This window comes from Dactylosporangium sp. NPDC049525 (assembly GCF_040676755.1).
GTDB lineage: Bacteria > Actinomycetota > Actinomycetes > Mycobacteriales > Micromonosporaceae > Dactylosporangium.
In genome coordinates this window covers 84,453-109,236 of record NZ_JBFAPO010000036.1, presented here as the reverse complement: position 1 = coordinate 109,236, position 24,784 = coordinate 84,453, and the positions used below count along the sequence as shown (strand labels likewise).

Sequence of the window (24,784 nt, the reverse complement as noted above, 5' to 3'; positions counted from 1 at the left end):
TCGCGTGAATCAGAAGCCGGGGCCGTGCGAGTGGCCGTGCCCGTGGCCGTGGCCGCCGCCGGCGGCGGCGGGCTCCGGGGCGGCCGGCTTCTCCACGATCAGGGTCTCGGTCGTGAGCAGCAGGCCGGCGATCGACGTGGCGTTGGAGACCGCGCTGTGGGTCACCTTCACCGGGTCGACGATGCCGGACTTGACCAGGTCGACGTATTCGCCGGTGGCGGCGTCGAGGCCGTGGCCGAAGTCGAGCCCGGTGACCTTGCCGACGACGACGTAGCCGTCGAAGCCGGCGTTCTGCGCGATCCAGCGCAGCGGCTCGACGAGCGCCTTGCGCACGATCGAGACACCGACCTTCTCGTCGCCGGTCAGGCCGAGGTCGCCGTCGAGGACCGTGAGCACCTGGGCTAGGGCGGCGCCGCCGCCGGGGACGATGCCTTCCTCGACCGCCGCCTTGGTCGCGGAGATCGCGTCCTCGATGCGGTGCTTGCGCTCCTTCATCTCAACCTCGGTGGCGGCGCCGGCCTTGATGACCGCGACCCCACCGGCGAGCTTGGCGACCCGCTCGTTGAGCTTTTCCTTGTCCCAGTCGGAGTCGGAGGCCTCGATCTCCTTGCGGAGCTGCTCGACCCGAGCGGAGACCTCGCTCTTCTCGCCGCCGCCGTCGACGATCGTGGTGAGCTCCTTGCCCACGACGATGCGCCGGGCCTTGCCGAGGACCTCGGTGCCGACCGACTCGAGCTTGTAGCCCAGCTCGGGGGCGACGAGCTCAGCGCCGGTGAGGATCGAGATGTCCTGGAGCATGGCCTTGCGCCGGTCGCCGAAGCCGGGCGCCTTGACCGCGACGACCTTGAAGGTCTTGCGGATGGCGTTGACCACGAGCGTCGACAGGGCCTGGCCCTCGACGTCCTCGGCGATGATCAGCAGCGGCTTGTTGTCCTTGACGATCTGCTCCAGCAGCGGCAGCAGCTCCTCGATGGCGCCGATCTTCTGGGTGGTGACGAGGACGTAGGTGTCCTCGAGCACCGCCTCCTGCGACTCCGCGTCGGTCACGAAGTGCGGGGAGATGTAGCCCTTGTCGAACTGCATGCCCTCGGTGACTTCGAGCTCGGTCGTGAGGGTGGAGCCCTCCTCGACCGTGATGACGCCGTCGCGGCCGACCTGCTCCATCGCGGAGGCGATCAGGTCGCCGATGGTGGCGTCCTGCGCGGAGATGGTCGCGACCTGGGCGATCTCGGTGTGGCTGGCGACCGGGGTCGCCTTCTCCTTGAGCGCCTTGACGACGGCGGCCGCCGCCAGGTCGATGCCGCGCTTGAGACCGGCCGGGTTGGTGCCGGCGGTCACGTTGCGCAGGCCCTCGCGGACCAGCGCCTGGGCCAGCACGGTGGCGGTGGTGGTGCCGTCACCGGCGACGTCGTTGGTCTTGGTGGCGACCTCTTTGACCAGCTGGGCGCCGAGGTTCTCATAAGGGTTGGTGAGCTCGATCTCTTTGGCGATCGTCACACCGTCGTTGGTGATGGTCGGGGCACCGAACTTCTTGTCCAGAACGACGTTGCGACCGCGCGGGCCGAGCGTGACCTTGACCGTGTCGGCCAGGCGGTTGACGCCGTGCTCCAGCAGGTGGCGCGCCTCGTCGGAGAAGCTCAGGATCTTCGCCATGCTTGTGATGTCCCTTCAAAGCGACACCGCCCCGGCCGTCAGCGCTGCGCGCAAGGGTCCGGGGCGGTGGCCACTGCTGCTACTTGGTCTGGGTCACTTCTCGATGACCGCGAGGACGTCACGGGCGGAGAGCACGAGGTACTCCTGGCCGCCCCACTTCACCTCGGTGCCGCCGTACTTCGAGTAGATGACGGTGTCACCGACCTTGACGTCGATCGGGACCCGGTTGCCCTTGTCGTCGATACGACCGGGGCCCACAGCCTGGACGGTGCCCTCCTGGGGCTTCTCCTTGGCGGTGTCCGGGATGACGATGCCCGAGGCGGTGGTCGTCTCAGCCTCGTTGGCCTGGACCAGAATGCGGTCCTCGAGCGGCTTGATCGCAACCTTCGTCGCGGTAGTCACGGGCATACCCTCCTGGGGTATTGAATCTTGCGCTATCGAGTGCCCGGTGAAGCCGTCGTCGCGGGTGCCGGCTCCAGCCGGTTGGCTGGCACCCTCGACACGAGAGTGCTAATCGGAGGTTATGTCGCTGGCTAGCACTCCGTCAAGGAGAGTGCCAAACACGCCACGAAATCACCCGTCGTCGGCTAGGCGACGGACCCGGGCGCGGGCGCTGCCGGCGATCTACGCTCGGCGGTATGAAGAGGCTGCTCGGCACGCTGATCGTCGCCATCCTGGCCGTGGGTTCCCTCACCGCCTGCGGCAAGAAGGACGGCGGCAACACGGTCGCGGCCGACGCCAGCACCGGCCCGTCCGACTCCGCCGCATTCGGCGAGGGCCCCGGCGGCTCCGGCGCCGCGTCCCCCTCGAGCGGCGGCAGCCAGGGCACCGCCACCGCGGACAAGAGCCCCGCCGCGCCCACCTACCCGGGTGACGCCAAGAGCTACTGCCAGGCCGCCGTCACCGCCTGGACCAAGAACGACTCCGGCCGGATCAAGCAGCTGGCCGGCAGCGGCGCCGTGTCCAACTTCCAGTACATCGAGAAGGGCGCCGACACCAACTGGAAGTACGTGAAGAAGGACGGCAACGAGTGCATCCTTCGCAACGACCACGGCGACCAGCTCCAGGTCACGATCGACGAGCACAACCTGGGCAAGCCGCAGGCCGTCACCGACGTGGTCATCGAGAAGACCGAATACCCGTCGGACGCCTCCAGCTACGTGAACAACTTCATCAACGCCTGGTACAACGGCAATACCCAGCGCATGGCCGCCTACTCCAGCCACTCGATCGCCAGTTCCTACGGCGGCAAGAAGGCCCCGCCGAACTGGACCGAGAGCCAGCCCAAGGAGGACAAGGGCGACTACTGGCTGGTGCACGGCTCGTCGAACGCCGGCGACAGCTATACCTTCAAGGTCAAGAAGAGTCTCGGCAAGGCCAACGGCATCCTAGGGATCTCATAACGCATGCTCGAACAGGCGCTCGAAGCCGCGGCGGCCCTGCCCGACGGTGATCCCCTGGCGGCCGCGTCGGCGCTGCGGGCGGCCGGCTTCCCGCCGGACCTCGCCGCCGCCGCCCTGACCCAGGTGGCACTGCGGCGCAAGGCGGTCGCCAAGTTCGGCGCCGACGCGGCCGTGATGCACTTCACCCGGGCGGGGCTCGAGCAGGCCACCCGGGGTCCCGTCGCGGCCCGGCGGGCGGCCCGGCTCGCGGCCGCGGGTGCCACCCGGGTCGCCGACCTCGGCTGCGGCATCGGCGCGGACACCATCGCCTTCGCCCGCGCCGGCTTGCGCGTGCACGCGGTCGACGCCGCACCCGAGACGGCCGCGACCGCGTCGGCAAACGTGCTCGCGTTGGGTCTGGCGCCGGGGGTACAGGTGGAGGCCCGCGACGCCACGACAGTTCCGCTGGACGACGTCGACGCCGTGTTCTGCGACCCTGCCCGGCGCACCTCCGGCGGGCGCCGGGTGTTCGACCCCCGCGCCTACTCGCCGCCGTGGGACTTCGTCGTCGGGCTGGCCGCCCGGGTACCGATGACGGTGTTGAAACTCGCTCCTGGGATCGACCACGCGCTGCTGCCGCCCGGCGCCGAGGGAGAGTGGGTCTCCGTCGACGGTGACGTGGTGGAGGCGGCAGCGTGGTGCGGCCCGCTGGCCGCGGCGCCGCGGCGGGCGACGCTGTTCCAGGGTGCGGAGGTGGTGTCGCTGACCGGCAGTGGCGTGGCCGCCGCCCCTGTCGGACCTGTCGGAAATTTCGTGTATGACCCCGACGGCGCGGTGATCCGGTCGCATCTCGTCGCCGAGTTCGCCGCGACGGTCGACGGCACGCTCGCCGACCCCACCATCGCGTACGTGTACACCGCGGGGCCCGTGCCGACCCCGTTCGGGCGCTGCTACGAGGTCCTCGACCAGCTGCCGGTCGCGTTGAAGCGGCTGCGGACCGCGCTGCGTGCCCTGGACGTCGGCTCGCTGACGATCCTGAAACGCGGCTCGGCGTTGGACGTGGAGGAGCTGCGCCGGTCGCTGCGCCTGTCCGGCACCCGGGCCGCGGTGATCGCGCTGACCCGGGTCGCCGGCGCGCCGGCCGTGCTCCTGCTACGGCCCCTCGCCAGGACCGCTGCCAGGGGCGCTGCCGCTCAGTAGAGCTGCTGGCCCAGGCGGCGCTGCAGGTCGATGAGGACGTCGTCGGCCAGGTCCTCCGGCGGACGCCGGCCCAGCTGCTCCGTCAGCATCCGGCCCGACTCGCGGCACATGTCCCAGGTGATGCGCTCGTGCAGCCAGCGCAGCCACTCGACGATGTCGTTGATGAAGAACGCGACGATCTGCTCCGAACCCCGGACCCGCCGCTCCTCCCCCATCACCGTCAGCGCCGCCGCCAGCCGCCGCCGCGGGAAGTCATGCCCGTTGAGCGCGTCGGCGAACACGTCGGCCCGGTGCCGCGGCGCCGTCGGCGCGACCGTCAGCTTCGGAAACGGCGGATCCCCGGACGTCCACACCTGCGCGCTGCGCGGCACGAACTCAGGCTCCAGCACCACGTCGATCCGCGACGCGTGCCCCGGGTCGTCGACGGCGACGAGCACCCGCGGCTCCACCGAACTGACCTTCGTCACGAACCGCGACAGCCCTGTCGCCTCCTCCACACAGAACCGGGCGTCGGGCAGGTCCAGCGCCCCGTCGAACACCAGCCGGCCCACCCGCGGCCCGGCCCCCTGCCACAGCCGCACCCTGACCAGCCCGACCTGCGGTCTTGCCGCGACCCGCACGTGCCGGTCGGTCGCCGTGATCGGCCCGTCACCGTCGAACACGGACATGTCACGGCCGCTGGTGGCGCCCAGGAAGATGTGCCCGTAGCCCAGGTACATCTGGACGGCACCGATCTGCATCTCGCTATTGTGGGCCAGTGGCGAGCAAGGGCACCCCGGCGACCGCACTGTTGGCGCGGCAGAAGATCGCGTTCACTCCACACACCTATGAGGTCGACCCCCGGGCCGCCTCCTACGGCGAGGCGGCCGCGGCGGCCCTCGGCGTCGAGCCCTCCCGCCTCTTCAAGACCCTCGTCACGAGCATCGACGGCCAGCTCACGGTGGGTGTCGTGCCCGTTTCGACGTCTCTGGATCTCAAGGCGCTGGCCGCCGCGGTGGGCGGCAAACGCGCCGCGATGGCCGAGCCGGCCGCGGCCGAACGGGCCACCGGCTATGTGACGGGCGGCATCTCCCCGGTCGGCCAGCGCTCCCGCCTGCCCATCGTGATCGACGCGTCGGCTTCCGGACTGTCCACGATGTACGTCTCGGGCGGCCGGCGCGGCCTGCAGATCGAGCTCGCCCCCGACGACCTGGTCCAGGTCACCGGCGCCGTCCTCGCCGACATCGCGGCCCGCTGACCATGCGCGACCGCCAGCGCGTCATCGAGGCGCTGCAGCACCACACCCAGGTCGGCCGCCTCACGTTGGACGAGTTCGCCGACCGCTGCGACACGGTCCTCGCCGCGAAGACCCTCGACGACCTGCGCGCCGCCACCCACGACCTCCCGGCCCTGCCCTCCGAGGCGGCAGCCACCGCCACCGGCCCCGGCAAAGGGCGCCGCCAACAACCGCCACGTGCTGCTGGTGTTCGCGATCGCCCTGGTCGCGGCCATCCTGCTCGGCCTCGTCTACGCCGCGTTCCACTGACCGCGCGAGCCGGCCGCCCCGCGCTCGACCGTGAAGGCCGAGGGCGTCAGGCGGTGGGCTGGCGGTCGGTGCCGTGCCAGGAGCGCCAGAGGGCGGCGTAGGCGCCGCCGGCGGCGACCAGCTCGTCGTGGCTGCCCAGTTCCGTGATCCGGCCGTCCTCCACGACGGCGACCCGGTCGGCGTCGTGGGCGGAGAAGAGCCGGTGGGCGATCGCGATCACCGTGCGGCCGTGGAGCGCACCGGCGAGGGAGCGCTCCAGGTGGCGGGCGGCACGCGGGTCGATGAGGGACGTCGCCTCGTCCAGCACCAGGGTGTGCGGGTCGGCAAGGACGAGACGGGCGAGCGCGAGCTGCTGCGCCTGCGCCGGTGACAGGGGCGGCTCGCCGAGGGTCGTGTCGAGGCCGTCGGGGAGGGCGTCGACCCAGTCGAGGGCGTCGACGGTGGCGAGGGCCCGGCGCAGGTCCTCGGTCCCGGCGGAGGGGCGGGCGAGGATGAGGTTGTCGCGGACGGTGCCGAGGAAGACGTGGTGTTCCTGGGTGACGAGGGCGACGTGCCGGCGCAGCTCGGACAGGGGCAGGTCGGCGAGGGGGACGCCGCCGACGGTGACGGTGCCGGAGCCCGGGGCGTGGATGCCGGCCAGGAGCCTGCCGAGGGTCGACTTGCCGGCGCCGGACGGCCCGACGACGGCGAGCCGTTCGCCCGGCCGGATCTCCAGGTCGATGCCGTGCAGGACGTCGCGGCCGTCGACGTACGCATACCGCACGCCCCGGGCCACGATCTGCTCGCTCGACGGCGCCGCGGTGGCCACGGGGGCCGGGACGGCGACGGACTGGATGCCGACGATGCGGGCGAAGGAGGCGAAGCCGATCTGCAGGTGGTCGAACCAGGACAGGACCCGGTCGAGGGGGTCGATGAGGGCGAGGAAGTACAGGACGGCGGCGGTGACCTGGCCGACGGTGGCCCAGCCCTCGACGACGAACCAGCCGCCGGCCACGAGGGTGACGGCGCCGGGCAGCACGTAGCCGAACTCGGTCAGCGGGAACCAGACGGTGCGCAGTCGCAGCGTGTACAGGTAGGTGGCGTACATGCCGCGCAGGTGGTCCTGGGTACGGTCCAAGCGCCGTTGCCGCAGGCGCAGCACGTCGACGGTGCGCGCGCCCTCGACGGTTTCCGCGAGGCCGTCGGTGAGCTGGGCGAACGCGGCGCTGGAGGCGAGGTAGCCGGCGGGTGCGCGGCGGAAATACCACCGGGAGCTGAACCACAGGACGGGCACGGCGATGAGCGCCGGCAGCAGCAGGAGCGGCGAGACGAGGGCGATGGCGCCGATGGTGAGGACGACCTGCAGGATGCCGACGACGACCTCGGGCAGCGCGAAACGGACCGTGTCGGAGGTGCCTTCGACGTCGCGGGAGGCGCGGGTGAGCAGGTCGCCGGTGCCGGCACGCTCCACTGTCGACGGTGGCACGGCGAGGACCCGGTCGACGAACTCCTCGCGAAGGGTGGCGAGGACCTGCTCGCCGAGGCGGGCGGAGGCGAGCCGGGCGTAGCGCACCAGCACCGACACGACCACGACGAACCCGGTGATGGTGAGGGCGATGCGGTCGACGGTCCAGGTGGTGGTGCCGGCGGAGGTCTTCTCGACCAGGTCGCCCAGCAGGCGGGGGGTGACGAGGCCGGCGACGGCGGCGCTGACGTGCAGGGTGACGACGAGCGCGAGCATCCGCGGGTGGGCCTTCATGAGGCGACGCAGGTAGGCGCGGATCTCGGCGCCGGTGGCGATGGGCAGCAGCATCAGGCGTCCTCCTCCCTGGTGACGGTCGCGACGTAGGCGGGGCAGGTGTCGAGCAGCTCGCGGTGGGTGCCGGTGGCGGCCACCCGGCCGGCGACGTCGACGAACGCCACGGTGTCGGCGCTGTCGAGCAGGAGCGGGCTGGTGGTGCACACGACGGTGGTCCGGCCGGCCCGGGCGGTGGCGAGGTTGCGGGCGATCAGGGCCTCGGTGTGGGTGTCGACGGCGCTGGTCGGCTCGACGAGGACGAGGACGGGCGGGTCGAGGGCGAGGGCACGCACCAGGCGCAGGCGCTGCTGCTGGCCGCCGGAGAAGTCGCGGCCGCGTTCGGCGATCTCGGCGTCGAGCCCGTCGGGGAGCGCGTCGACGATGTCGCGTGCGGCGGCGGTGTCGAGGGCGGCGAGGACGGCGGCGGGCCGGTCGCCGAGCTCGTCGTGCAGGCGTCCGCGGAAGAGGCGGTCGTCGTTGTCTGCGACGACGATGTGGGAGCGGACGTCGTCGACGGTGTGGTGCCGCAGCGGCGTGCCGCGCAGCCGCGCCTCGGACGTGTCGTCGAGCAGGCCGATCCGGTCGGCGATGGCGGCGGCGTCCTCGGGGCGGGCGGCGGCGATCGCGGTGAGCAGGCCCCGCTCGGCGACGAAGCCGGAGGTGGGGTCGTCGAGGTCGCCGCCGACGACGGGGACGGGTTTCGCGGGGTCGCGGAGTTCGGGTTCGACGCGCAGGAGGGACACGACGCGGCCGGCGGCGACGAGGCCGCGGGTGAGTTTCTCCGCGAACTCGGTCAGTGTCCGCAGTGGACTGACGAGGAACACGGCGTAGGCGTAGAAGGCGACGAGCTCGCCGGGTGTGATCTTGCCGGCGACGGCGAATCTGGCGCCGAGCCAGGTGACGAGGGCGACGAACAGGCCGGGGAGCAGGATCTGCGCGCCTTCGAGGAGGGTCTCGACCTTGGCGACGCGGACGCCGGCGGCGCGGACCTGTTGCGACTCGGCCCGGTAGCGGCCGGACACCACGTCCTCGCCGCCGATGCCGCGCAGGATCCGCAGGCCGGAGACGATGTCGGCGGCGCGGCCGGTGAGGGCGCCGGCGAGGTCGCGCTGGGCGCGGCGGCGCTGGTGGAGGGGCTTGAGCAGCAGCCCGACGACGGCCACGAGCAGCGGCACGCCGATGACGACGACGAGGCCGAGGGGCACCGAGACGTCGAGCAGCAGGACGACGACGACGATGATCGCGACGACGGCACCGCCGGCGCGGGCGCTGACGTCCATCGAGTAGCCGACGTGGTCGAAGTCGGTGGTGCCGATGCTGACGACCTCACCGGTGGCGACCTTCTTCGGCAGGGTCGCGCCGAGGCGGGTCGCGTGCCGGGCGGTGACCTGCATGGTGCGGAAGCCGGCGCTGAGGAAGTTGGTGACGGCGAACCGGTGCCGCATGATGCCGCTGACGGCGGTGACGATGCCGAGGCCGAGCAGGGCACCGCCGGCACCGAGCAGGGCGGTGCGGTCGTGGGTGGTGAGGGCGTCGACGCCGGCGCCGAGCGCGGCCGGGACGAGGGCCTGGCTGACCATCCAGACGATGCCGAGCGCGACCCCGGGCAGGATCGTCGGGAGCTGGTTGCGCAGCACCCACAGCAGGTAGCGGGCGGCAGATCTGCTGTCGGGCTCACCGGGGTCATCGAGCGGCAACCGTTTCATGGCCAGCCGACGGTAACCCGGGTGGCCGTCACCGCGCCTTACATTTTCCAGCCCGTGGGCTAGCGGTCGACCTCGGTGAAATCCCATGCCTGGGGGCGGCGGGAGACGAGGTGCGACGGTGGGTCGGTGAATTCCTCCGGGGTGCTGCCGCGCCATTTGGAGATGACGACGAGCCGGTGGTCCGTGGAGGAGTACACCTCGCTGGAGATGTGCATCGGGTGGACCTCGACCTTGGGCAGCATTGCCTCGCACACCCAGGACAGCAGTTCGCCGAACGCCTCGGGGTGTGCCCGGACCTCCCACATGCGCACGATCACGGCGCTGGACTCTACTCCCATGGCCGCACACTTGCCTTCCTCGCTTCAGAACCCGTCACGGCACGCCCTCCGCTTCGCTCCAGTCACGCCGTGACCAGTGTGATCGGCATCGCCGAGTCGGTGGGCAGGCCGAGCCGGCCGGGTGCGGCGCCGGCGGCGACGAGGTGCGCGCCGAGGGCGGCGACCATGGCGCCGTTGTCGGTGCACAGGCCGGGTCGCGGGACGCGCAGCGTGATGCCGTGCTGGTCGCAGCGTTCCTGGGCGAGGGCGCGGATGCGGGAGTTGGCGGCGACGCCGCCACCGATGACGAGGGTCCGCACGCCGCGGTCGAGGCACGCGTCGACGGCCTTGTTCGTCAGCACGTCGCAGACCGCCTCCTGGAAGCTGGCGGCGACGTCGTTGACGGGGACGGGTTCGCCGTTGCGCTGCCGGGCCTCGACCCAGCGGGCGACGGCCGTCTTCAGCCCGGAGAAGGAGAAGTCGAAGCGGTGCTCGACGAGGTCCCGGGCGGCGGTCAGGCCGCGCGGGAACGGGATGACGATCTGACCGTCGCGGGCGGCCCGGTCGATCGGTGGCCCGCCGGGGAACGGCAGCCCGAGCAGCCGGGCGACCTTGTCGAACGCCTCGCCGGCGGCGTCGTCGATGGTGGCGCCGAGCGGCTCGACCCGGCCGGCCAGGTCGTCGACCTTGAGCAGCGAGGAGTGGCCGCCGGAGACGAGCAGGGCGATCGCGGGCTCGGGCAGCGCGCCGTGTTCGAGGGTGTCGACGGCGACGTGCGCGGCGAGGTGGTTGACGCCGTAGATGGGCTTGCCGGCGGCGAGCGCGTATGCCTTGGCCGCGGCGACCCCGACGAGCAGCGCCCCGGCGAGGCCGGGGCCGGCAGTGACCGCGATCGCGTCGACGTCGGCGAGGGTGATCCCGGCGGTGTCGAGGGCCCGTTGCACGGTCGGGACCATGGCCTCGAAGTGGGCGCGGCTGGCGACCTCCGGCACGACCCCGCCGAAGCGGGCGTGCTCGGCGACGCTGGAGGCGACCTCGTCGGCGAGCAAGGTGTGCCCGCGGACGATGCCGACGCCGGTCTCGTCGCAGGAGGTCTCGATCCCGAGCACCAAGGGTTCAGTCTTCACGCATCATCACCAGTGCATCCGTGTTGCTCGGCTGGTAGTAGCCCTTGCGGACGCCGACGCCCTCGAACCCGTAGCCGGCGTAGAGCTTCTGTGCGGGCAGGTTGTCGACGGCGACCTCGAGCAGCACCTGCCGGGCACCGTGCCGTTCGGCCTCGGCGAGGAGGGCCTCGAGGAGGCGCCGGCCGATGCCGCGCCGCTGGGCGTCCTTGCGCACCCCGACGTTTTGGATCCAGGCCTCGTCGGGTGGGGCGAGGGCGAGCCCCGCGTAGCCGACGACGCGGTCGCCGCCCGGGCCCGTTTCCAGGGCGACGAGGTAGTGGTGGCCGCTGGCCAGCTCGTTCCAGAACATGCCGGCGGACCAGCGTTCCTCGCCGAACAGCTCGTCCTCGATCGGCAGCAGCGCGTCGATGTGGAACCAGCGCAGCTCGGCCAGCTCGACCGTCACGGCAGCGCCGGCTTCCGCTCGCCGGGGGCGACCGCGTCGGGGCGGCGCAGGTACAGCGGGGTCAGGGTCTCGCCGGGTGCCTTGGCCCGGATGCGGTCTGCGGCGAGAGCGGCGAGGGCGCGCGCGGACGGGTACCGCGGCGGCAGCACGGGCAGGCCGAGCACCTCGGCATACTTGTCGGCGCCGTCACCGGCGGCCGCGCCGGCGGCGGTCTGCTGAGCGACGACAGCGGGCTTGTCGACCGCGGGCCCTTCGACGCGGACGCCGCCGTCATACACCGCCCAGTACACCTCCTTGCGGCGAGCGTCGGTCGCGACGAGCAGCCGGCCGGGCTGCCCGTGGCCGATCCCGTCGAGGGAGCAGACCCCGTAGACGGGGATGTCGAGGGCGTGACCGAACGCGGCGGCGGTGACCATGCCGGCGCGCAGGCCGGTGAACGGGCCGGGGCCGGTGCCGGAGATCACAGCGGTCAGGTCGGCGGGTGCCGCGCCGCCCTCGGCGAGGACCGCCTGGATCTGCGGGGCGAGCAGCTCGCCGTGGGCTCTGCCGTCGACGGTAACCCGCTCGGCGAGCACGGTGACCTCGTCGTCCGTGACGCGGACGAGCGCGGCCGTCACCGCGGGCGTCGAGGAGTCCACCACCATCACCAGCACGGCGCCAACTCTACCGACCTGCCTGTGACGCAGGTTTGGGGTCGTGACTGCGGTCAGTTAACCGATTCGCAACGAGCCGGGCCTAGCATCGGCCGACATCTACGCAGGGCGCGTCAGGAGAGCCGATGACCGAGCCGGTCCTGGTTGTGGATATGGGTTCCTGGGCCATGTCCGCCGCTGTCGTCGTGCATGACCAGCTGCATCTGCTGCGGGAGCCGCTCACCGGGGCGGTCCGCTGGCCGGCCGGTGCGAGCCTCGACCCGGCGCCGGGCCGCCCCAGGCTGTCCGCCGGGGGCGCCGCCGAGCGGCTGCGGGACGAGCATCCACGGCACTACGTCGACGGGGTGCGCCGCGCGGTCGACGCGAACGCGCCGATCTGGCTCGGTGACCAGCTGGTCAACGGTGCTGAGCTGGTCACGGCCGCGCTCGGCGCGATCATTGAGGAGGCCGGGCGGCGGCACGGCAGGATCGGGCGGCTCGTGGTGACGGTGCCGGCCGCGTACCGGACCCATGACCCGCGGCGGGAGCTGCTGGTGACGGCCGCGGCGGTGGCCGGGTTCCCCGACGTCGAGCTGGTCCATGACCCGTCGGCGGCGGTCGCGGACCCGGTGGCCGCGCTGGAGGTCGCCGAGGGTGGGTATCTGCTGGTCTGCGACCTCGGGGCGACGTGGAGCGCGACGCTGACGCAGCTGCAGCACGGAATCCCGGTGCCGTTGAGCCAGGAGAGCTCCGGCAGCGGCCGCGACCTCGACGTGGTGCTCGCGGCGGACCTGCGGGCGAAGCTGGCGCAGTGGGTGGAGCCCGCGTTCACGGCCGGTGGTGACGTCAGCGTGCGGGCCGGTTTCCACGCTCTGGACATCGTGCGCAGGCTCAAGCATCAGCTGAGCGAGGCGCCGGAGGCGACGGACCGCATCGAGCCGGGCGCACCGCCGTACACCATTGGCAGGGACCTCCTCGACCAGCTGACGGAGCCGGCGAACCGGTGGCTGATCGCCAGCTGCCGGGCGGTCATCGCGCGGGCCGGGATCGTGCCGGCGGACGTCGCCGCGGTCCTGCTGGTCGGCGGCAACGCGCACCTGCCGAGCGTCGCCCCGGCGCTGCGGCACGGGTTGAACCGTCCGGTGACCAGGCCGGCGGAGCCGGAGCTGGCGGTGTTGCGGGGCGCGGCCCGGCTGGCCGGTGGCCGCGTCGGCCGTTCGCTGCCCGCGGACCCGGCGCCGTGGCGGGTGGAGCCCCTCGCGTGGACGGTGCCCGGTGGTCGTGGCCGCCTGGTCCGCTGGCTGGTGAAGGAGGGCGAGGCGTATCCGCAGGGTGCGCCGCTCGCGCAGGTCCGCACCGCCGACGACCGGGTGTTCGACCTGACCGCGGGCCGCGCCGACGGGGTCCTGCTGGAGCACCGCATCCCGATCGGCGGCATGGTCGTGTCCGGCGCGGCCGCCGCCCATGTGCGGATCTCCCCGGCGGTGGAGCGGTTCCAGCTGGCCAAACGCCATCATCTGCGGGTCACCGGCGACTGGCTGCTCATGCCGGACCGCCGCACGCTCGTGGAGTGTTCCCGCACCGGCGAATACGTGAAGGTCCGTTCGATCGACAGCGGCGCCCTCGTCACGGAGCTGCGGCCCGGCCGCGGCGCGGGCCGCGACCGGCACGGGCAGGTCGCGTTCGGCCCCAACCATCAGTTGTCGCTGGTCACCTGGGACGCCGAGGGTCACTTCTGCGTCTGGGACGTGCTGTCGGGGCGGATGACCAGCAGCTTCTCCGACGCGCACCGTCCCGACGCGGTCCTCGTCAACGAGGGCGAGTGGCGGCTGGTCGCCACCGGTGAGGGCGCGGCGAGCGTCGGGCGCTACCGCCGTGACGTGGCGACCGTCTGGGACCTCGCGACCGGTGAACGCCTCGACCGGGTCGTCGGCGAGGACCTGACGAGGCGGTTCACCGGGTACAGCGACTCCAGCCGCGCCGACGCGTTCGCCACCGAGATGTCCACCCCGGACGGCCGGCTGACGGCGGCGGTGCTCGACGGCTCGGTCCGGGTCCGCGACGTGGAGACCTCGGCGGAGGTGTTCCGCGCCGACCTGTCCCCGGCCCGGCAGGTCCGCACCGCGTTCTGCCACGAGGGGCGGCACCTGCTGGCCCGCTGCACCGACGACGAGGGCACCTCAGTCGACGTCTGGGAGGTCCTGCAGCCCGCGTAGCCTGCCGGCCCAGCCCTGGCCGTGCGCGACGGCGGTGACGGTGCGGGAGTCGTCGTCGTGGCGGGTCAGGCGCAGCTCGAGGTGGTCGTCGGTGAGCCGCTCGACGAGCCCCTCCCCCCATTCGACCAGGGTCACCGAGTCCTCGAGGGTGGCGTCGAGGTCGAGGGCGTCGACCTCGCCGAGGGGATCCTTCACGTCGCCGAGCCGGTATGCGTCGACGTGCACCATGGCGACGCCGCCGCTGGTGGCGGGCCGGTGGACCCGCGCGATCACGAACGTCGGCGAGGTCACCTGACCCTGGACCCGCAGGCCGGCGCCGATGCCCTGGGCAAGGGCCGTCTTGCCGGCGCCGAGCGGCCCGGTGAGCAGGACGAGGTCGCCGGCGCGCAGGACAGCGGCGAGCCGGCGGCCGAAGGCGTGGGTGTCGGCGACGGTCGGCAGGGTGAGGGTCACCGGGACAGGACCCTTTTGAGGAACGTCTCGATCGCCTCGTTGACCTCGTCGGCGTGTTCGAGCATGACGACGTGGCCGCCGTCGGCGACGACCACGAGCTCCGCCTCGGGCAGGACCGCGGCGATCTCGCGGGTGTGGGTGAGCGGGGTGAGCACGTCACGGTCGCCGCAGACGAGCAGGACCGGCACCCGGCGCAGCGGGCCGAGGACCAGCAGCCGGGCGTGGGTGTAGAGGGTCCGTAGGTAGCGCGCGATGACGTCGGTCGAGGTGGTGGTGTTCATCTTCTCGACGTAGGACACCAGGGCCGGACTGGGGCGGGCGGTGCCGAACCCGTATCGCCGGGTGAGCAGCCACGCAAGATCGGTGGACGCGCGGCGGGCCCGGTCGACGACGCCGGAGCTGATCGGGCCGGCGATGCCGAGCACCGGCAGCAGCGGGCGGCGGAACTTCGCGACGACGTCGGGCAGGCCGAAGTTGACCTGGTCGAGCTTGCCGGCGGAGGTCGAGATGAGCACGACCGCCTCGACCCTGGACTCGAACAGCTCGGGGACCTGCTCGGCCAGCGCCATGATCGTCATGCCGCCCATCGAGTGGCCGATGAGGACGACGGGGCCGGTCGGGGCGGTGGCCTGCAGGACCGCGCGGAGGCCGGCGCCGAGCGCGTCGAGGGAATACTCGCCCTTGCTCAGCTTGCCGGAGCGGCCGTGGCCGGGCTGGTCGTAGAAGACCATGCGGTGCTTGCCCTGCAGCGCCTTGCGCTGGAAGTGGAACGTGCCCATGTCGAGGCAGAACCCGTGCACGAACACCAGCGTGGGCTCGCCCTCCGCGTCGGCCTGGTCGTCGGGCCCGTTGACGATCTCGACGTGCAGGTCGATGTCGTCGTCGGTGGTGACGGTCAGCTCCTCGTCGAAGTCCCAGACGCCGAACTCCTCATCGGCGTATTCGTCGTCGGCGCGTTTCGACCGGTGGACGAGATACCGCTCGGTGGCGACGCCGGCGGCGACCCCCGCGGCGGCCACGCCGAGGATCGCGCCGATGAGCCCGACCTTGCGGCGCCGGCTGCTGTTCTTGATCTCGACGTCGCTTCCTGTCATGCCTGCTCCCCCACGTAGACGCGCGGCGTGCGGTTGCTGCCCATCCGCGCGACGATCTCGTAGCTGATCGTGTCGGCGGCCACGGCCCAGTCGTCGGCGGTCGGCTCGCCGCGCGTGCCGTCGCCGAACAGCACGGCCTCGTCACCGGCGTGCACGTCGTCGTCGCCGCAGTCGACCATGATCTGGTCCATGCAGACCCGGCCGACGACGCGGCGGACCTTCCCGCCGATCTCGACGACGCCACGGCTGCTCGCGGCGCGGGGGACGCCGTCGGCGTAGCCCACCGGCACCAAAGCGAGGTTGGTGTCCTTGAGGATCTTGTACGTGTGACCGTAGGAGACGCCCTCGCCGGCCGGGACCGCCTTCACCATGGCGATCCTGGCGTGCACGCTCATCGCGGGGCGCAGGTCGGGGGCGGCGCCGGGGATCGGCGAGAGACCGTAGGTGGACAGGCCGGCCCGCACCAGGTCGAAGTGGCTCTCGGGGAGGGTCAGCGTGGCGGCGGAGTTGGCCAGGTGCCGCAGCGGCGGCTCGACTCCGAGCCCGGCGGCGACGTCGAGGGCGTCGTCGAACGCGAGCTGCTGCCGCAGGATCGACGGATGGCCCGGCTCGTCGGCGCAGGCGAAGTGGCTCCAGATGGCGGCGATCTCGATGTCGCCGGCGGCCTGGGCCTGCGCGGCGGCGGTGAGCAGGGCCGGCCAGTCGGCGCGGGCGGCGCCGTTGCGGGACATGCCGGTGTCGATCTTCAGGTGGACCGCGGCGGGCTGCCGCGCCTGCCGGGCGCCGCGGACGATCTCGTCCAGGGCGGCCGGCGATGACGCGGACAGGTCGATGCCGGCGGCGACCGCCTCGTGCAGCGGGCGGCCGGGGCTGTGCAGCCAGGACAGGATCTTCGCGGTGATGCCGTGCTCGCGCAGGGTCAGTGCCTCGTCGAGCGTGGCGGCGCCGAGCCAGGTCGCGCCGGCCTGCACGGCGGCGGTCGCGACCGGGAGCAGGCCGTGGCCATAGGCGTCGGCCTTGACCACGCTCATCAGGGCGGTCCCGGGTCGCAGCAGGCCCAGGAGGGTCGCCACGTTGTGCCGGATCGCGTCGAGGTCGATCCGGACCTGAGCCTGCCACATGCGTCTAAGCCTAAGCGGTGCCCCCGCCGCCGGGCCCGCCCCGGCCCCGCGGTGCGATCATGCCCTCACCGGCACGGGCACCATCTCCGCCTGGTCACATGGCGCGGAGCCGCCGCCACCAGGACCGCCGTCCATAGACGGTGTGCGATCTACCCGCGAGCTGATCACTGAAATGGGGGTAGGTCGACCACCATCTATCGCACAAATATGGGCAAAATTGGGCATTGACCAGCGTCTGTTCGGGCCAGCGGGTAGTGGGCGGCTGGCGGTGGTTGGCGTTCGTAGCAGTTGGCGGCCGGTGGGCAGCTGGCGGCCGGTGGGCAGCTGGCGGCCGGTGGGCAGCTGGCGGTAATTGGCGGTTGGCGGTGGTAGGCAGCCAGCGGCACACCGGCAGCCAGCGGCCGGTGGACAGCTGGCGTGGGCGTCAGCGGCTGGGCGTCAGCGGCGCAGGGTGGCGATCGCCTCGGGGAGGTGGGTGGCGACGTCGGCGGCGGTGACCGGGCCCCGCGCGGCGGCGAGCCGGCCGGCGAGGCCGTGGACGAACGCGGCCGCGACCGCGGCGTGCTCCGCCGGCAGTCCCCCGGCCAGGAGCGAGCCGAGCAGCCCGGCGAGGACGTCGCCGGTGCCGCCGGTCGCGAGGGCCGGGGTGCCGGTCGGGTTGACGTACACCCGGCCGTCCGGGGTGGCGACGATCGTCCGGTCGCCCTTGAGCAGGACGACCGAGTCCATCCGCTCGGCGAGGTGCACGGCCGCGGCGACCCGGTCGTCGCCGGGTGCGCCGCCCGCAAGCCGCTGGAACTCGCCGTCGTGTGGGGTGACGACCGTCGGGGCGTCGCGGTCGCGGAGCCAGTCGGCCATCCGGGCGTCGACGAGGAGCGTCAGGGCGCCGGCGTCGAGGCAGGCGGGGACGGGCGCGCCGAGGACGGTGCGCACCTCGGCGTACGCGCGGTCGTCGGTGCCGAGGCCGCTGCCGCACGTCCAGGCCTGGACCCGGCCGGCGTCGGCGACCCGGTCGTAGGCGATGACCGGCGGGTGGTGGGCACGGACGGCGTCGGCGGCGCCACCCGCGTAGCGGACGAGACCCGCCGGGCCGGCGAGCGCGCCGGAGACGGACAGGACGGCGGCGCCCGGGTACTGCCCGGAGCCGGTCGCGACGCCGACGACACCACGGGAGTACTTGTTGTCGTTGGCGACGGGCCGCGGCCACCAGGCGGCGACGTCCTCGAGGTCGGGCACGTAGCAGGCGGGGTCGCCGTCGAGGTGTGGCTCCAGGCCGATGTCGACCAGCTCGACGAGCCCGCTGTGGACCGCGCCGGCGCCGACGAGCAGGCCGGGTTTCAACGCGCCGAACGTGACGGTGATGTCGGCGCGGACCGCCATGCCGGTGACGGCGCCGGTGTCGGCGTCGACGCCGGACGGCACGTCGACCGCGATCACCGGGGCGCCGCGCAGCGCGCCAGACACCTCGGCGACCCGGCTCGCGGCGGGCTCGCGGAGCCCGCCCCGGCCGCCGATGCCGAGGATGCCGTCGACGACGAGGTCGACGCGCGGCGGGACGGCCCTGGTCAGGGCACCGCCGACGGCGTGCAGGGCGGCGGCGCCGCCGCGGTGGATCCGGTCGGGGTCCAGCACCAGCGCCTCGACGCGCGCGCCGCGGCGGGCGAGCAGGGCACCGGCGTAGAGGGCGTCGCCGCCGTTGTTGCCGGGGCCGACGAGGAGCAGGATGCGGCTGCCGTACACCTTGGGCAGCGTCTGGGCGCAGCGCCTGGCGAGGCCGGCGGCGGCGCGCTGCATGAGCGCCCCGCCGGGCAGCTCTTTCATCAGGGCCTCTTCGGCCGCACGGACTTGCGCTACCCGCCACGCGGCTCTCATGATCGGCTCCTCACGCTGCGATCCCGGGGATGTGGGCGGTGCGTTCCGCGACGGCCATCGCGGAGACGGTCCCGCCGTCGTGCGACAGTGCCAGGTGCCGGCGGGTGGTGCGGTCCTGCGCGACGGGCAGCGGCGTGCGGTCGGGCGCCTTGCCGGCAGACACGATCACATGGGTAACCCTGTCATACCGGCGGAGGTCCCGTCGGGTCGGCGCCGCCCAACTCAACCGGCCACCCACCCGGCCCCCCATTGCGCGCGGCCGATGACGGGGAGCCGGGTCGGGTGTTCGCGGCCGGGACGGTCGCGGCGCGGCCGGCACGGCCGCGGACCGTGACTGCAGGCGGAGGTGGCAGGGAAGGCCGTCAAGGCCTGACCGGTGTCTGGCGGGAGCGGCGGACCGCGCCCAGGACGGACCCGAGTCAGGCTCTGAAGGACTTCACGAAGGACTTCACGCCAGGGAGGAGCGGATCTGGGCGCCGCCGTCGATGACGAGGGTCTGGCCGGTCATCCAGCGGGACGCGGGGCCGCCGAGGAAGGTGATGACGTCGGCGATGTCGTCGGGTTCGCCGATGCGGCCGAGGGGGAGGTTGTCGTTGAGGTACTGCTCGTTGTTCTCCCAGAGGCCGCGGGCGAGCTTCGTGCGCACGATGCCGGGGGCGACGCCGTTGACGCGGACGGCGGGGGCGAGTTCGGCGGCGAGTTGGCGGGTGAGGTGGATGAGCGCGGCCTTGGTGGCGTTGTAGTAGCCGATGCCGGGCTCGGTGAGCAGGCCGCCGACGGAGGCGACGTTGACGATCGCGCCGCCGCGGCTCGACATCGACGCCTTCCAGGCCAGCTGGCTCCACAGGACGGGGCCGAACTGGTTGAGGCGGACGGTCTTCTCGGCGCGGACCGGGTCGATGTCCATGAGCGGGCCGAAGTACGGGTTGGTGCCGGCGTTGTTGACCAGGACGTCGATCGCGCCGAAGCGGGACATGGCGGCGTCGACGGCGGCGCCGGCCTGGTCGGGTTCGGCCGCGTGGGCGGCGTGGGCGAGCACCCCGGCGGACGGGTGGGCGGCGTGGATCTCCTCCGCGACGGCGTCGAGGGCTGCCTGGTCGCGGGAGGTGAGCACGACGTTGCAGCCCTGCGCGGCGAAGGCGACGGCGGTCGCCTTGCCGATGCCGCGGGAGGCGCCGGTGACGAGAACGGTGCGGGCGTCAGTCATGCGCCGCACGTTACTACCGGGTAGGCGAGACCGTGCGGACGATGACGGCGATGCGCTCGGCGGCCTCGCGGGCGATCTCGAGGGTGGCCGCCTCGACCATCACGCGGACGAGCTGCTCGGTGCCGGAGGGGCGGAGCAGGACCCGGCCAGTGCCACCGAGCTCGGCCTCTACCTGCTTGGCGGCGTCGAGGACCTGGGCGGCCTTGGCGGCGGCGGCGCGGTCGCCGACGGGGACGTTGATCAGCACCTGCGGGAGGCGGTGCACGACGGAGGCCAGGTCGGCGAGGGTACGGCCGGTGCCGGTCATGCGGCCCATGAGGTGCAGTGCGGTGAGGACGCCGTCGCCGGTGGTGGCGAACGCGGGCATGATGATGTGGCCGCTCTGCTCGCCACCGAGGGCGAGGCCCTTCGCGCGGAGCTCTTCCAGGACGTAGCGGTCGCCGACGCGGGTCTCGAGCAGCCGGATGCCGGCGTCGGCCATGGCGATCTTCAGGCCGAGGTTGCTCATGACGGTGGCGACGAGGGTGTCGTCCTTGAGCAGGCCGCCGTCGCGCATGGCGAGGGCGAGGATCGCCATGATCTGGTCGCCGTCGACCTCGGCGCCGTCGGCGGTGACCGCGGCGACGCGGTCGGCGTCGCCGTCGTGGGCGATGCCGAGGTCGGCGCCGTGTTCGACGACGGCGGCGCGGAGCTGGCCGAGGTGGTTGGAGCCGCAGTCCTCGTTGATGTTGAGGCCGTCGGGGTCGGCGTTGATCGCGATGACGTGCGCGCCGGCGCGGCGGTAGGCCTCGGGGGCGGCGGAGGACGCGGCGCCGTTGGCGCAGTCGACGACGACCTTGAGCTCGACGAGCGGGCCGGGCAGGGACGTCAGCAGGTGCCGCACGTAGCGGTCCTCGCCGTCGGCGAGGTCGGTGACCCGCCCGACGCCGGCGCCGGTGGGGCGGACCTTGGTGCCCTCGGTGATGAGCCGCTCGATCTCGTCCTCGACCTCGTCGGGGATCTTGTGACCGCCGGCGGCGAAGAGCTTGACGCCGTTGTCGGGCATCGGGTTGTGCGAGGCGGACAGCATCACGCCGATGTCGGCCTCGAGCACGCCGGTGAGGTACGCGACGGCGGGGGTGGGCAGGACGCCGACCCGCACGACGTTGGCGCCGGCGCTGGTGAGCCCGGCGACGACGGCCGCCTCCAGCATCTCGCCGCTGGCCCGCGGGTCACGGCCGACCACCGCCAGGGGCGCGTGGGAGTGGTCGCGCTCGAACAGCGCCTGCGCGGCGGCGATGGCGACGGCCATGGCCAGCTCGGGAGTCAGGTCGGCGTTGGCGCGTCCGCGGACGCCGTCGGTGCCGAAGAGTCGCCCCACTGCGATACCTCCGTTGAGCTGTAAGGCCGCGAACGCAAATCGGCCGGGCACACCTCCAGGGTGCACCCGGCCGAGAAGCTTGGTTAGCGCTTCGAGTACTGCGGGGCCTTGCGGGCCTTCTTCAGACCGTACTTCTTGCGCTCGGTGGCGCGGGCGTCACGGGTGAGGAAGCCGGCCTTCTTCAGCGCCGGGCGGTCATCGGGGTCGTTCTCGATGAGGGCCCGGGCGATCGCCAGGCGCAGGCCGCCGGCCTGGCCGGTGGTGCCGCCGCCACGCAGGTTGGCGAACACGTCGAACTGGTCGACCTTCTCGACGATGACCAGCGGCTCCTTGACGGACTGCTGGTGCACCTTGCTGGGGAAGTAGTTCTCCAGCTCGCGGCCGTTGAGCAGGAACTTGCCGGTGCCGGGGATCAGGCGGACCCGGACGATGGCTTCCTTGCGGCGGCCAACGGTCTGGATCGGCTGGCCGGCGCGGCGGGAACGGGTCGGGGCCGTCGCGGTGGCCGTGGCAACGGCGGGCGCGGGGGTCTCGACGGTGGCGACAGCAACGGCGGCCGGCTCAGCGGCGGGCGCCTCGGTGTCGATGGTCTCGACGGTCTCGTCGGTCACGCTCAGTCCTTCGTCCGCGCTCACTGCGCGATCTGCTTGATCTCGAACGGCTGGGGCAGCTGCGCGGCGTGCGGGTGCTCGGCGCCCGCGTAGACCTTCAGCTTCCGGATCTGCCGGGCCCCGATGCGGTTGTGCGGGATCATGCCCTTGACGGCAAGCTCGATCGCCCGCTCGGGGTTCTTGGTCAGCAGCTCCTCGTAGCCGACCGCCTTGAGGCCGCCCGGGTAACCCGAGTGCCGGTAGGCGACCTTGGTCTGCCGCTTGTTGCCGGTCAGCGCCACCTTGCCGGCGTTGATCACGATGACGAAGTCGCCGGTGTCCACGTGCGGGGCGAACGTCGGCTTGTGCTTACCGCGCAGCAACGTGGCTGCGTGCGTGGCCAGACGGCCGAGCACGACGTCCGACGCGTCGATGACGTGCCACACGCGCTCGATTTCACCCGGCTTCGGGCTGTACGTACCCACAGGTCTACCTTGTCTTCCACGTCGTCGGTTCTGGGGTGCGCTCTCATGGCGGCGCTAAGGGGCGCACGACCACCTAGCGTACCCGAACAGTGGGGACGCCTTGTCATCGCACAACAGCGGTCCACGATACCGGGCCGCTGTTGTGCGGTCAAAACGGCCTCAGACTCCTTCGAGTTTCCCGGGTGATTTGCGCAGGTAGACGAACCAGGTGACGGCGAAGCAGACCGCGTAGAAGGCGAGAAAGGCGAGGTATGCGCCGTCGCCGGTCTTGTACGCGAGGAACGACTGCCGGAAGGCGAGGTTGACCAGGACGCCGCCGGCCGCGCCGACCGCCCCGGCCACGCCGATGAGCGCCGTGGCGAGCCGCCGGGACTGGTTCTCGTCGGTCGGGTATTTGGCCCGGAAGATGGCCGGGATCATCTTGTAGGTCGAGCCGTTGCCGATGCCGCTGAAGATGAACAGGGCGATGAAGCCGGTGAGGAACAGCGGCAGGGAGTGCCGCTGCGACGCGATGAGGACCAGGGTCGCGCCGAGCGCCATGCCGACGAAGTTCCAGAACGTGATCTTCGCCCCGCCGAACCTGTCGGCGAGGGCGCCGCCGACCGGCCGAATGAGCGAGCCGAGCAGCGGCCCGATGAAGGTGAGATACGCCGCCTTGACCGGGGTGTCGAAGTCGGACTTGAACTGCACCAGCAGCACCTGGCCGAACGCGAAGCCGAAGCCGATGAACGAGCCGAACGTGCCGATGTACAGCAGCGACATGATCCAGGCGTGCCGGTCCTTGATGACGTCCCGCATGGCGCGCCGGTCGTTCGCGGCGTGCGTGAGGTTGTCCATGTAGATCGCCGCGAGGGCGGCCGCGATGACGATCAGCGGCAGATAGATCAGGATGATCAGGCGCGGGTGCGAGGCGCCGGCGGTCGCGAGCACGAGCAGGCCGACGAGCTGCACCGCGGGGACGCCGATGTTGCCGCCGCCGGCGTTGATGCCGAGGGCCCAGCCCTTGAGCCGCTGCGGGTAGAAGGCGTTGATGTTGGCCATCGATGAGGCGAAGTTGCCGCCGCCGACGCCGGCGACCGAGGCCACGAGCAGCAGGGTGGTGAAGGAGACGCCGGGCTCCAGGATGATGCCGGCGAGGATGCTCGGCACCAGCAGCATCAGCGCGCTGAAGATGGTCCAGTTGCGGCCGCCGAAGGTGGCCACGGCGAAGGTGTACGGCAGGCGCAGCACCGCGCCGACGAGCGTTGGCGCGCTGGTGAGCAGGAACTTCTGGGCCGGGTCGAAGCCGTACTTCGGGCCGAGGAACAGGACGAAGACCGACCAGAGGCTCCAGATCGAGAAGCCGATGTGCTCCGACAGGATGGACACGATGAGGTTGCGCCGGGCGATCTTCGCGCCGGCCTCATCCCAGAAGGTGCGGTCTTCGGGTCGCCAGTCGTTGATCCAGCGACCACGTCGGGGGCGCGGGGGCTGCGCGCCCGGCTCGACGGTTTCCACGGCGAGAGTCATGGTGGGGACCGTAGGGACGCCGGGTTTCCGTCGCGCGCACCCTTCTTATCCTCGCCGAAACGTTTCCCCCACGGCGGCGGTTCAACGATTGTGAGAACCGCCGCCGTTGGTCACATCCTCTATGCCTTGGTGAAGGTCCAAGTGCCGGTGTCGGGGCCGCCCTGCGGCGGGCCGAGCTTGAGCGTGGTGCCGCCGGAGCAGTCGTAACTGCTCTTCTTCAGGACCGGCTGGGCGTCGACCGCGCCACCCGTGTCGGCGGTGCCGGTGCCGGCGAAGTCGGCGATCGAGGTCTTGTCCGCGACCCGGACCGCGGCGGGGCTGGTCAGGTCGACGGTGACATTGAGGGTGCTGAAGTCGACGGAGCCGACGGGCTCCCAGGTGCCGGTGGCGGCCGTGGGCGTCTTGACGGTGCCGTTGACCTTGCCGCCGTAGCCGAAGCTGCCCTTGACGTCGCCGCCGGCGACGGTGAACGCGAAGGTGACGGGCTGCATGGTGCCGAAGTCGACCTGGGCCTTGCCGGCGGCGTCGATGGTCAGCTGGGTGCCGCCCCCACCGGTGAAGGAGCCCGTGACCGGGCCGCTGAGCTTGCCGGTGAGCCCGGTGGCCTTCCAGGTGCCGATCAGGCACGGCGCCGCGGCGCCGGTCTCGGTCGTGCCGGTCGGGCCGCCGGACGTGGTCGTCGTCGCGCCGGAGGCGCCGGCCGACGTCTTGCCGCTGGCCGTGGCGCCGGGGGTACCGGAGCCGTCGCTGCAGCCGGCGAGTCCGATGCCCAGCGCCGTTATGGCCACGATGGTGACCTTGGCGGTCGAGCGCATCTGGTTCCTCCTCATATCGGGGTCCGTTTCTGTCTACCCCCTGGAGCAGATCGCCGAACCCTACCGTGGGACGATCTGGCCCGCGTTTCACCGGGCCGCACCCATCGACCACCGTCGACCCCTCGATGGGCACCGGCGGTAACTTCCTGCTCAAGGGTCGTGTGAGGCGCTCTTAGCAGGCGCGAAACATTCGGGACGCTGGAGCGAAACGGCCCGGCGGCAGCCTTTTGGCCATGTCCGAAGCGGTCGCCACCCCCAGCTCGCAGCCCGGTGTCACGCCGGCTGCGGCCGGTAACAA

General features: G+C 72.3%; 25 protein-coding genes. 5 read left to right on the top strand and 20 right to left on the bottom strand.

All coding sequences use genetic code 11. The features are described from left to right. Positions 1 to 9: 9 nt before the first annotated feature. Both groL and groES read right to left on the bottom strand, forming a co-directional pair. Complete coding sequence (gene groL / locus AB0K00_RS37825; protein WP_363530979.1) at positions 10 to 1,653, bottom strand: chaperonin GroEL; 1,644 nt, start codon at positions 1,651 to 1,653, stop codon at positions 10 to 12. A gap of 93 nt (positions 1,654 to 1,746) precedes the next feature. Then, the gene (gene groES / locus AB0K00_RS37820) at positions 1,747 to 2,061 is read right to left on the bottom strand and encodes a co-chaperone GroES (protein WP_203845131.1); all 315 of its coding nucleotides are present in this window, start codon (positions 2,059 to 2,061) and stop codon (positions 1,747 to 1,749) included. 230 nt (positions 2,062 to 2,291) lie between these two features. Between groES and AB0K00_RS37815 the strand changes: the two genes are divergently transcribed. Further along, positions 2,292 to 3,056, top strand: a complete 765-nt coding sequence (locus AB0K00_RS37815) for a hypothetical protein (RefSeq protein ID WP_363530976.1) — start codon at positions 2,292 to 2,294, stop codon at positions 3,054 to 3,056. A 3-nt stretch (positions 3,057 to 3,059) separates the two neighbouring features. Next, positions 3,060 to 4,235, top strand: coding sequence for a class I SAM-dependent methyltransferase (locus tag AB0K00_RS37810; protein ID WP_363530973.1), 1,176 nt, complete (start codon positions 3,060 to 3,062; stop codon positions 4,233 to 4,235). On the opposite strand, the gene AB0K00_RS37805 is transcribed toward AB0K00_RS37810, so the two are convergent. After that, positions 4,229 to 4,975, bottom strand: a complete 747-nt coding sequence (locus AB0K00_RS37805; protein ID WP_363530970.1) for a hypothetical protein — start codon at positions 4,973 to 4,975, stop codon at positions 4,229 to 4,231. The genes AB0K00_RS37810 and AB0K00_RS37805 overlap by 7 nt on opposite strands. A gap of 17 nt (positions 4,976 to 4,992) precedes the next feature. On the opposite strand from AB0K00_RS37805, the gene ybaK reads away from it, so the two are divergent. Together ybaK and AB0K00_RS37795 are read left to right on the top strand one after the other, a co-directional pair. Beyond that, on the top strand, positions 4,993 to 5,472 hold the full coding sequence (ybaK, locus tag AB0K00_RS37800; RefSeq protein WP_363530967.1) for a Cys-tRNA(Pro) deacylase: 480 nt from the start codon (positions 4,993 to 4,995) through the stop codon (positions 5,470 to 5,472). A gap of 2 nt (positions 5,473 to 5,474) precedes the next feature. Then, the gene (locus AB0K00_RS37795; RefSeq protein WP_363530964.1) at positions 5,475 to 5,861 is read left to right on the top strand and encodes a DUF1707 domain-containing protein; all 387 of its coding nucleotides are present in this window, start codon (positions 5,475 to 5,477) and stop codon (positions 5,859 to 5,861) included. Here AB0K00_RS37795 and AB0K00_RS37790 read toward each other — a convergent pair. From AB0K00_RS37790 to tsaB, 6 genes are all read right to left on the bottom strand, one after another. Beyond that, complete coding sequence (locus AB0K00_RS37790) at positions 5,807 to 7,552, bottom strand: ABC transporter ATP-binding protein (protein ID WP_363530961.1); 1,746 nt, start codon at positions 7,550 to 7,552, stop codon at positions 5,807 to 5,809. The two genes, AB0K00_RS37795 and AB0K00_RS37790, sit on opposite strands and share 55 nt — an antisense overlap. Then, positions 7,552 to 9,243, bottom strand: coding sequence for an ABC transporter ATP-binding protein (locus AB0K00_RS37785; protein ID WP_363530958.1), 1,692 nt, complete (start codon positions 9,241 to 9,243; stop codon positions 7,552 to 7,554). The genes AB0K00_RS37790 and AB0K00_RS37785 overlap by 1 nt, the downstream gene beginning before the upstream one ends. 59 nt (positions 9,244 to 9,302) lie before the next feature. Beyond that, a complete protein-coding gene (locus AB0K00_RS37780) occupies positions 9,303 to 9,560 on the bottom strand; it encodes a hypothetical protein (protein ID WP_327011553.1) in 258 nt (85 codons plus the stop codon). 83 nt (positions 9,561 to 9,643) lie between these two features. Next, complete coding sequence (gene tsaD, locus AB0K00_RS37775) at positions 9,644 to 10,687, bottom strand: tRNA (adenosine(37)-N6)-threonylcarbamoyltransferase complex transferase subunit TsaD (protein ID WP_363530955.1); 1,044 nt, start codon at positions 10,685 to 10,687, stop codon at positions 9,644 to 9,646. Beyond that, on the bottom strand, positions 10,677 to 11,132 hold the full coding sequence (gene rimI / locus AB0K00_RS37770) for a ribosomal protein S18-alanine N-acetyltransferase (protein WP_363530952.1): 456 nt from the start codon (positions 11,130 to 11,132) through the stop codon (positions 10,677 to 10,679). The genes tsaD and rimI overlap by 11 nt, the downstream gene beginning before the upstream one ends. Then, positions 11,129 to 11,785, bottom strand: coding sequence for a tRNA (adenosine(37)-N6)-threonylcarbamoyltransferase complex dimerization subunit type 1 TsaB (gene tsaB, locus AB0K00_RS37765; protein ID WP_363530949.1), 657 nt, complete (start codon positions 11,783 to 11,785; stop codon positions 11,129 to 11,131). The genes rimI and tsaB overlap by 4 nt, the downstream gene beginning before the upstream one ends. Before the next feature lie 125 nt (positions 11,786 to 11,910). Here tsaB and AB0K00_RS37760 point away from each other — a divergent pair, with 125 nt between their 5' ends. After that, on the top strand, positions 11,911 to 13,980 hold the full coding sequence (locus tag AB0K00_RS37760; protein ID WP_363530946.1) for an Hsp70 family protein: 2,070 nt from the start codon (positions 11,911 to 11,913) through the stop codon (positions 13,978 to 13,980). On the opposite strand, the gene tsaE is transcribed toward AB0K00_RS37760, so the two are convergent. From tsaE to AB0K00_RS37705, 11 genes are all read right to left on the bottom strand, one after another. Further along, complete coding sequence (gene tsaE, locus AB0K00_RS37755) at positions 13,945 to 14,433, bottom strand: tRNA (adenosine(37)-N6)-threonylcarbamoyltransferase complex ATPase subunit type 1 TsaE (RefSeq protein ID WP_363530943.1); 489 nt, start codon at positions 14,431 to 14,433, stop codon at positions 13,945 to 13,947. The two genes, AB0K00_RS37760 and tsaE, sit on opposite strands and share 36 nt — an antisense overlap. After that, positions 14,430 to 15,527 carry an alpha/beta hydrolase gene (locus tag AB0K00_RS37750; protein ID WP_363530940.1) on the bottom strand — a complete coding sequence of 366 codons (1,098 nt, stop codon included), beginning with the start codon at positions 15,525 to 15,527 and terminating at the stop codon, positions 14,430 to 14,432. The genes tsaE and AB0K00_RS37750 overlap by 4 nt, the downstream gene beginning before the upstream one ends. Further along, positions 15,524 to 16,648 (bottom strand): alanine racemase, encoded by a 1,125-nt coding sequence (alr, locus tag AB0K00_RS37745; protein ID WP_363530937.1) that lies wholly within the window; start codon positions 16,646 to 16,648, stop codon positions 15,524 to 15,526. The genes AB0K00_RS37750 and alr overlap by 4 nt, the downstream gene beginning before the upstream one ends. Positions 16,649 to 17,086: 438 nt before the next feature. Beyond that, positions 17,087 to 18,520 (bottom strand): NAD(P)H-hydrate dehydratase, encoded by a 1,434-nt coding sequence (locus AB0K00_RS37740; RefSeq protein ID WP_363530934.1) that lies wholly within the window; start codon positions 18,518 to 18,520, stop codon positions 17,087 to 17,089. Positions 18,521 to 18,530: 10 nt separating this feature from the next. Continuing rightward, a complete protein-coding gene (locus AB0K00_RS37735) occupies positions 18,531 to 18,689 on the bottom strand; it encodes a hypothetical protein (protein ID WP_363530931.1) in 159 nt (52 codons plus the stop codon). 279 nt (positions 18,690 to 18,968) lie between these two features. Further along, positions 18,969 to 19,727, bottom strand: a complete 759-nt coding sequence (locus AB0K00_RS37730; RefSeq protein ID WP_363530929.1) for an SDR family oxidoreductase — start codon at positions 19,725 to 19,727, stop codon at positions 18,969 to 18,971. 13 nt (positions 19,728 to 19,740) lie between these two features. Further along, complete coding sequence (glmM, locus tag AB0K00_RS37725) at positions 19,741 to 21,087, bottom strand: phosphoglucosamine mutase (protein ID WP_363530926.1); 1,347 nt, start codon at positions 21,085 to 21,087, stop codon at positions 19,741 to 19,743. Between the two features lie 83 nt (positions 21,088 to 21,170). Continuing rightward, positions 21,171 to 21,698 carry a 30S ribosomal protein S9 gene (gene rpsI, locus AB0K00_RS37720; RefSeq protein WP_363530923.1) on the bottom strand — a complete coding sequence of 176 codons (528 nt, stop codon included), beginning with the start codon at positions 21,696 to 21,698 and terminating at the stop codon, positions 21,171 to 21,173. A 20-nt stretch (positions 21,699 to 21,718) separates the two neighbouring features. Then, on the bottom strand, positions 21,719 to 22,162 hold the full coding sequence (rplM, locus tag AB0K00_RS37715; protein ID WP_363530921.1) for a 50S ribosomal protein L13: 444 nt from the start codon (positions 22,160 to 22,162) through the stop codon (positions 21,719 to 21,721). Positions 22,163 to 22,321: 159 nt separating this feature from the next. After that, positions 22,322 to 23,671 carry an MFS transporter gene (locus tag AB0K00_RS37710; RefSeq protein WP_363530918.1) on the bottom strand — a complete coding sequence of 450 codons (1,350 nt, stop codon included), beginning with the start codon at positions 23,669 to 23,671 and terminating at the stop codon, positions 22,322 to 22,324. A gap of 119 nt (positions 23,672 to 23,790) precedes the next feature. Next, positions 23,791 to 24,486 carry a hypothetical protein gene (locus AB0K00_RS37705; protein ID WP_363530915.1) on the bottom strand — a complete coding sequence of 232 codons (696 nt, stop codon included), beginning with the start codon at positions 24,484 to 24,486 and terminating at the stop codon, positions 23,791 to 23,793. Positions 24,487 to 24,784: the final 298 nt, after the last annotated feature.

What these genes read in the sequence shown, in the direction of transcription:
- groL (WP_363530979.1), bottom strand. Translation starts at nt 1,653, where the DNA reads ATGGCGAAGATCCTGAGCTTCTCCGACGAGGCGCGCCACCTGCTGGAG.
- groES (WP_203845131.1), bottom strand. Translation starts at nt 2,061, where the DNA reads ATGCCCGTGACTACCGCGACGAAGGTTGCGATCAAGCCGCTCGAGGAC.
- AB0K00_RS37815 (WP_363530976.1), top strand. Translation starts at nt 2,292, where the DNA reads ATGAAGAGGCTGCTCGGCACGCTGATCGTCGCCATCCTGGCCGTGGGT.
- AB0K00_RS37810 (WP_363530973.1), top strand. Translation starts at nt 3,060, where the DNA reads ATGCTCGAACAGGCGCTCGAAGCCGCGGCGGCCCTGCCCGACGGTGAT.
- AB0K00_RS37805 (WP_363530970.1), bottom strand. Translation starts at nt 4,975, where the DNA reads ATGCAGATCGGTGCCGTCCAGATGTACCTGGGCTACGGGCACATCTTC.
- AB0K00_RS37795 (WP_363530964.1), top strand. Translation starts at nt 5,475, where the DNA reads ATGCGCGACCGCCAGCGCGTCATCGAGGCGCTGCAGCACCACACCCAG.
- AB0K00_RS37790 (WP_363530961.1), bottom strand. Translation starts at nt 7,552, where the DNA reads ATGCTGCTGCCCATCGCCACCGGCGCCGAGATCCGCGCCTACCTGCGT.
- AB0K00_RS37785 (WP_363530958.1), bottom strand. Translation starts at nt 9,243, where the DNA reads ATGAAACGGTTGCCGCTCGATGACCCCGGTGAGCCCGACAGCAGATCT.
- AB0K00_RS37760 (WP_363530946.1), top strand. Translation starts at nt 11,911, where the DNA reads ATGACCGAGCCGGTCCTGGTTGTGGATATGGGTTCCTGGGCCATGTCC.
- AB0K00_RS37750 (WP_363530940.1), bottom strand. Translation starts at nt 15,527, where the DNA reads ATGACAGGAAGCGACGTCGAGATCAAGAACAGCAGCCGGCGCCGCAAG.
- alr (WP_363530937.1), bottom strand. Translation starts at nt 16,648, where the DNA reads ATGTGGCAGGCTCAGGTCCGGATCGACCTCGACGCGATCCGGCACAAC.
- AB0K00_RS37740 (WP_363530934.1), bottom strand. Translation starts at nt 18,520, where the DNA reads ATGAGAGCCGCGTGGCGGGTAGCGCAAGTCCGTGCGGCCGAAGAGGCC.
- AB0K00_RS37730 (WP_363530929.1), bottom strand. Translation starts at nt 19,727, where the DNA reads ATGACTGACGCCCGCACCGTTCTCGTCACCGGCGCCTCCCGCGGCATC.
- AB0K00_RS37710 (WP_363530918.1), bottom strand. Translation starts at nt 23,671, where the DNA reads ATGACTCTCGCCGTGGAAACCGTCGAGCCGGGCGCGCAGCCCCCGCGC.
- AB0K00_RS37705 (WP_363530915.1), bottom strand. Translation starts at nt 24,486, where the DNA reads ATGCGCTCGACCGCCAAGGTCACCATCGTGGCCATAACGGCGCTGGGC.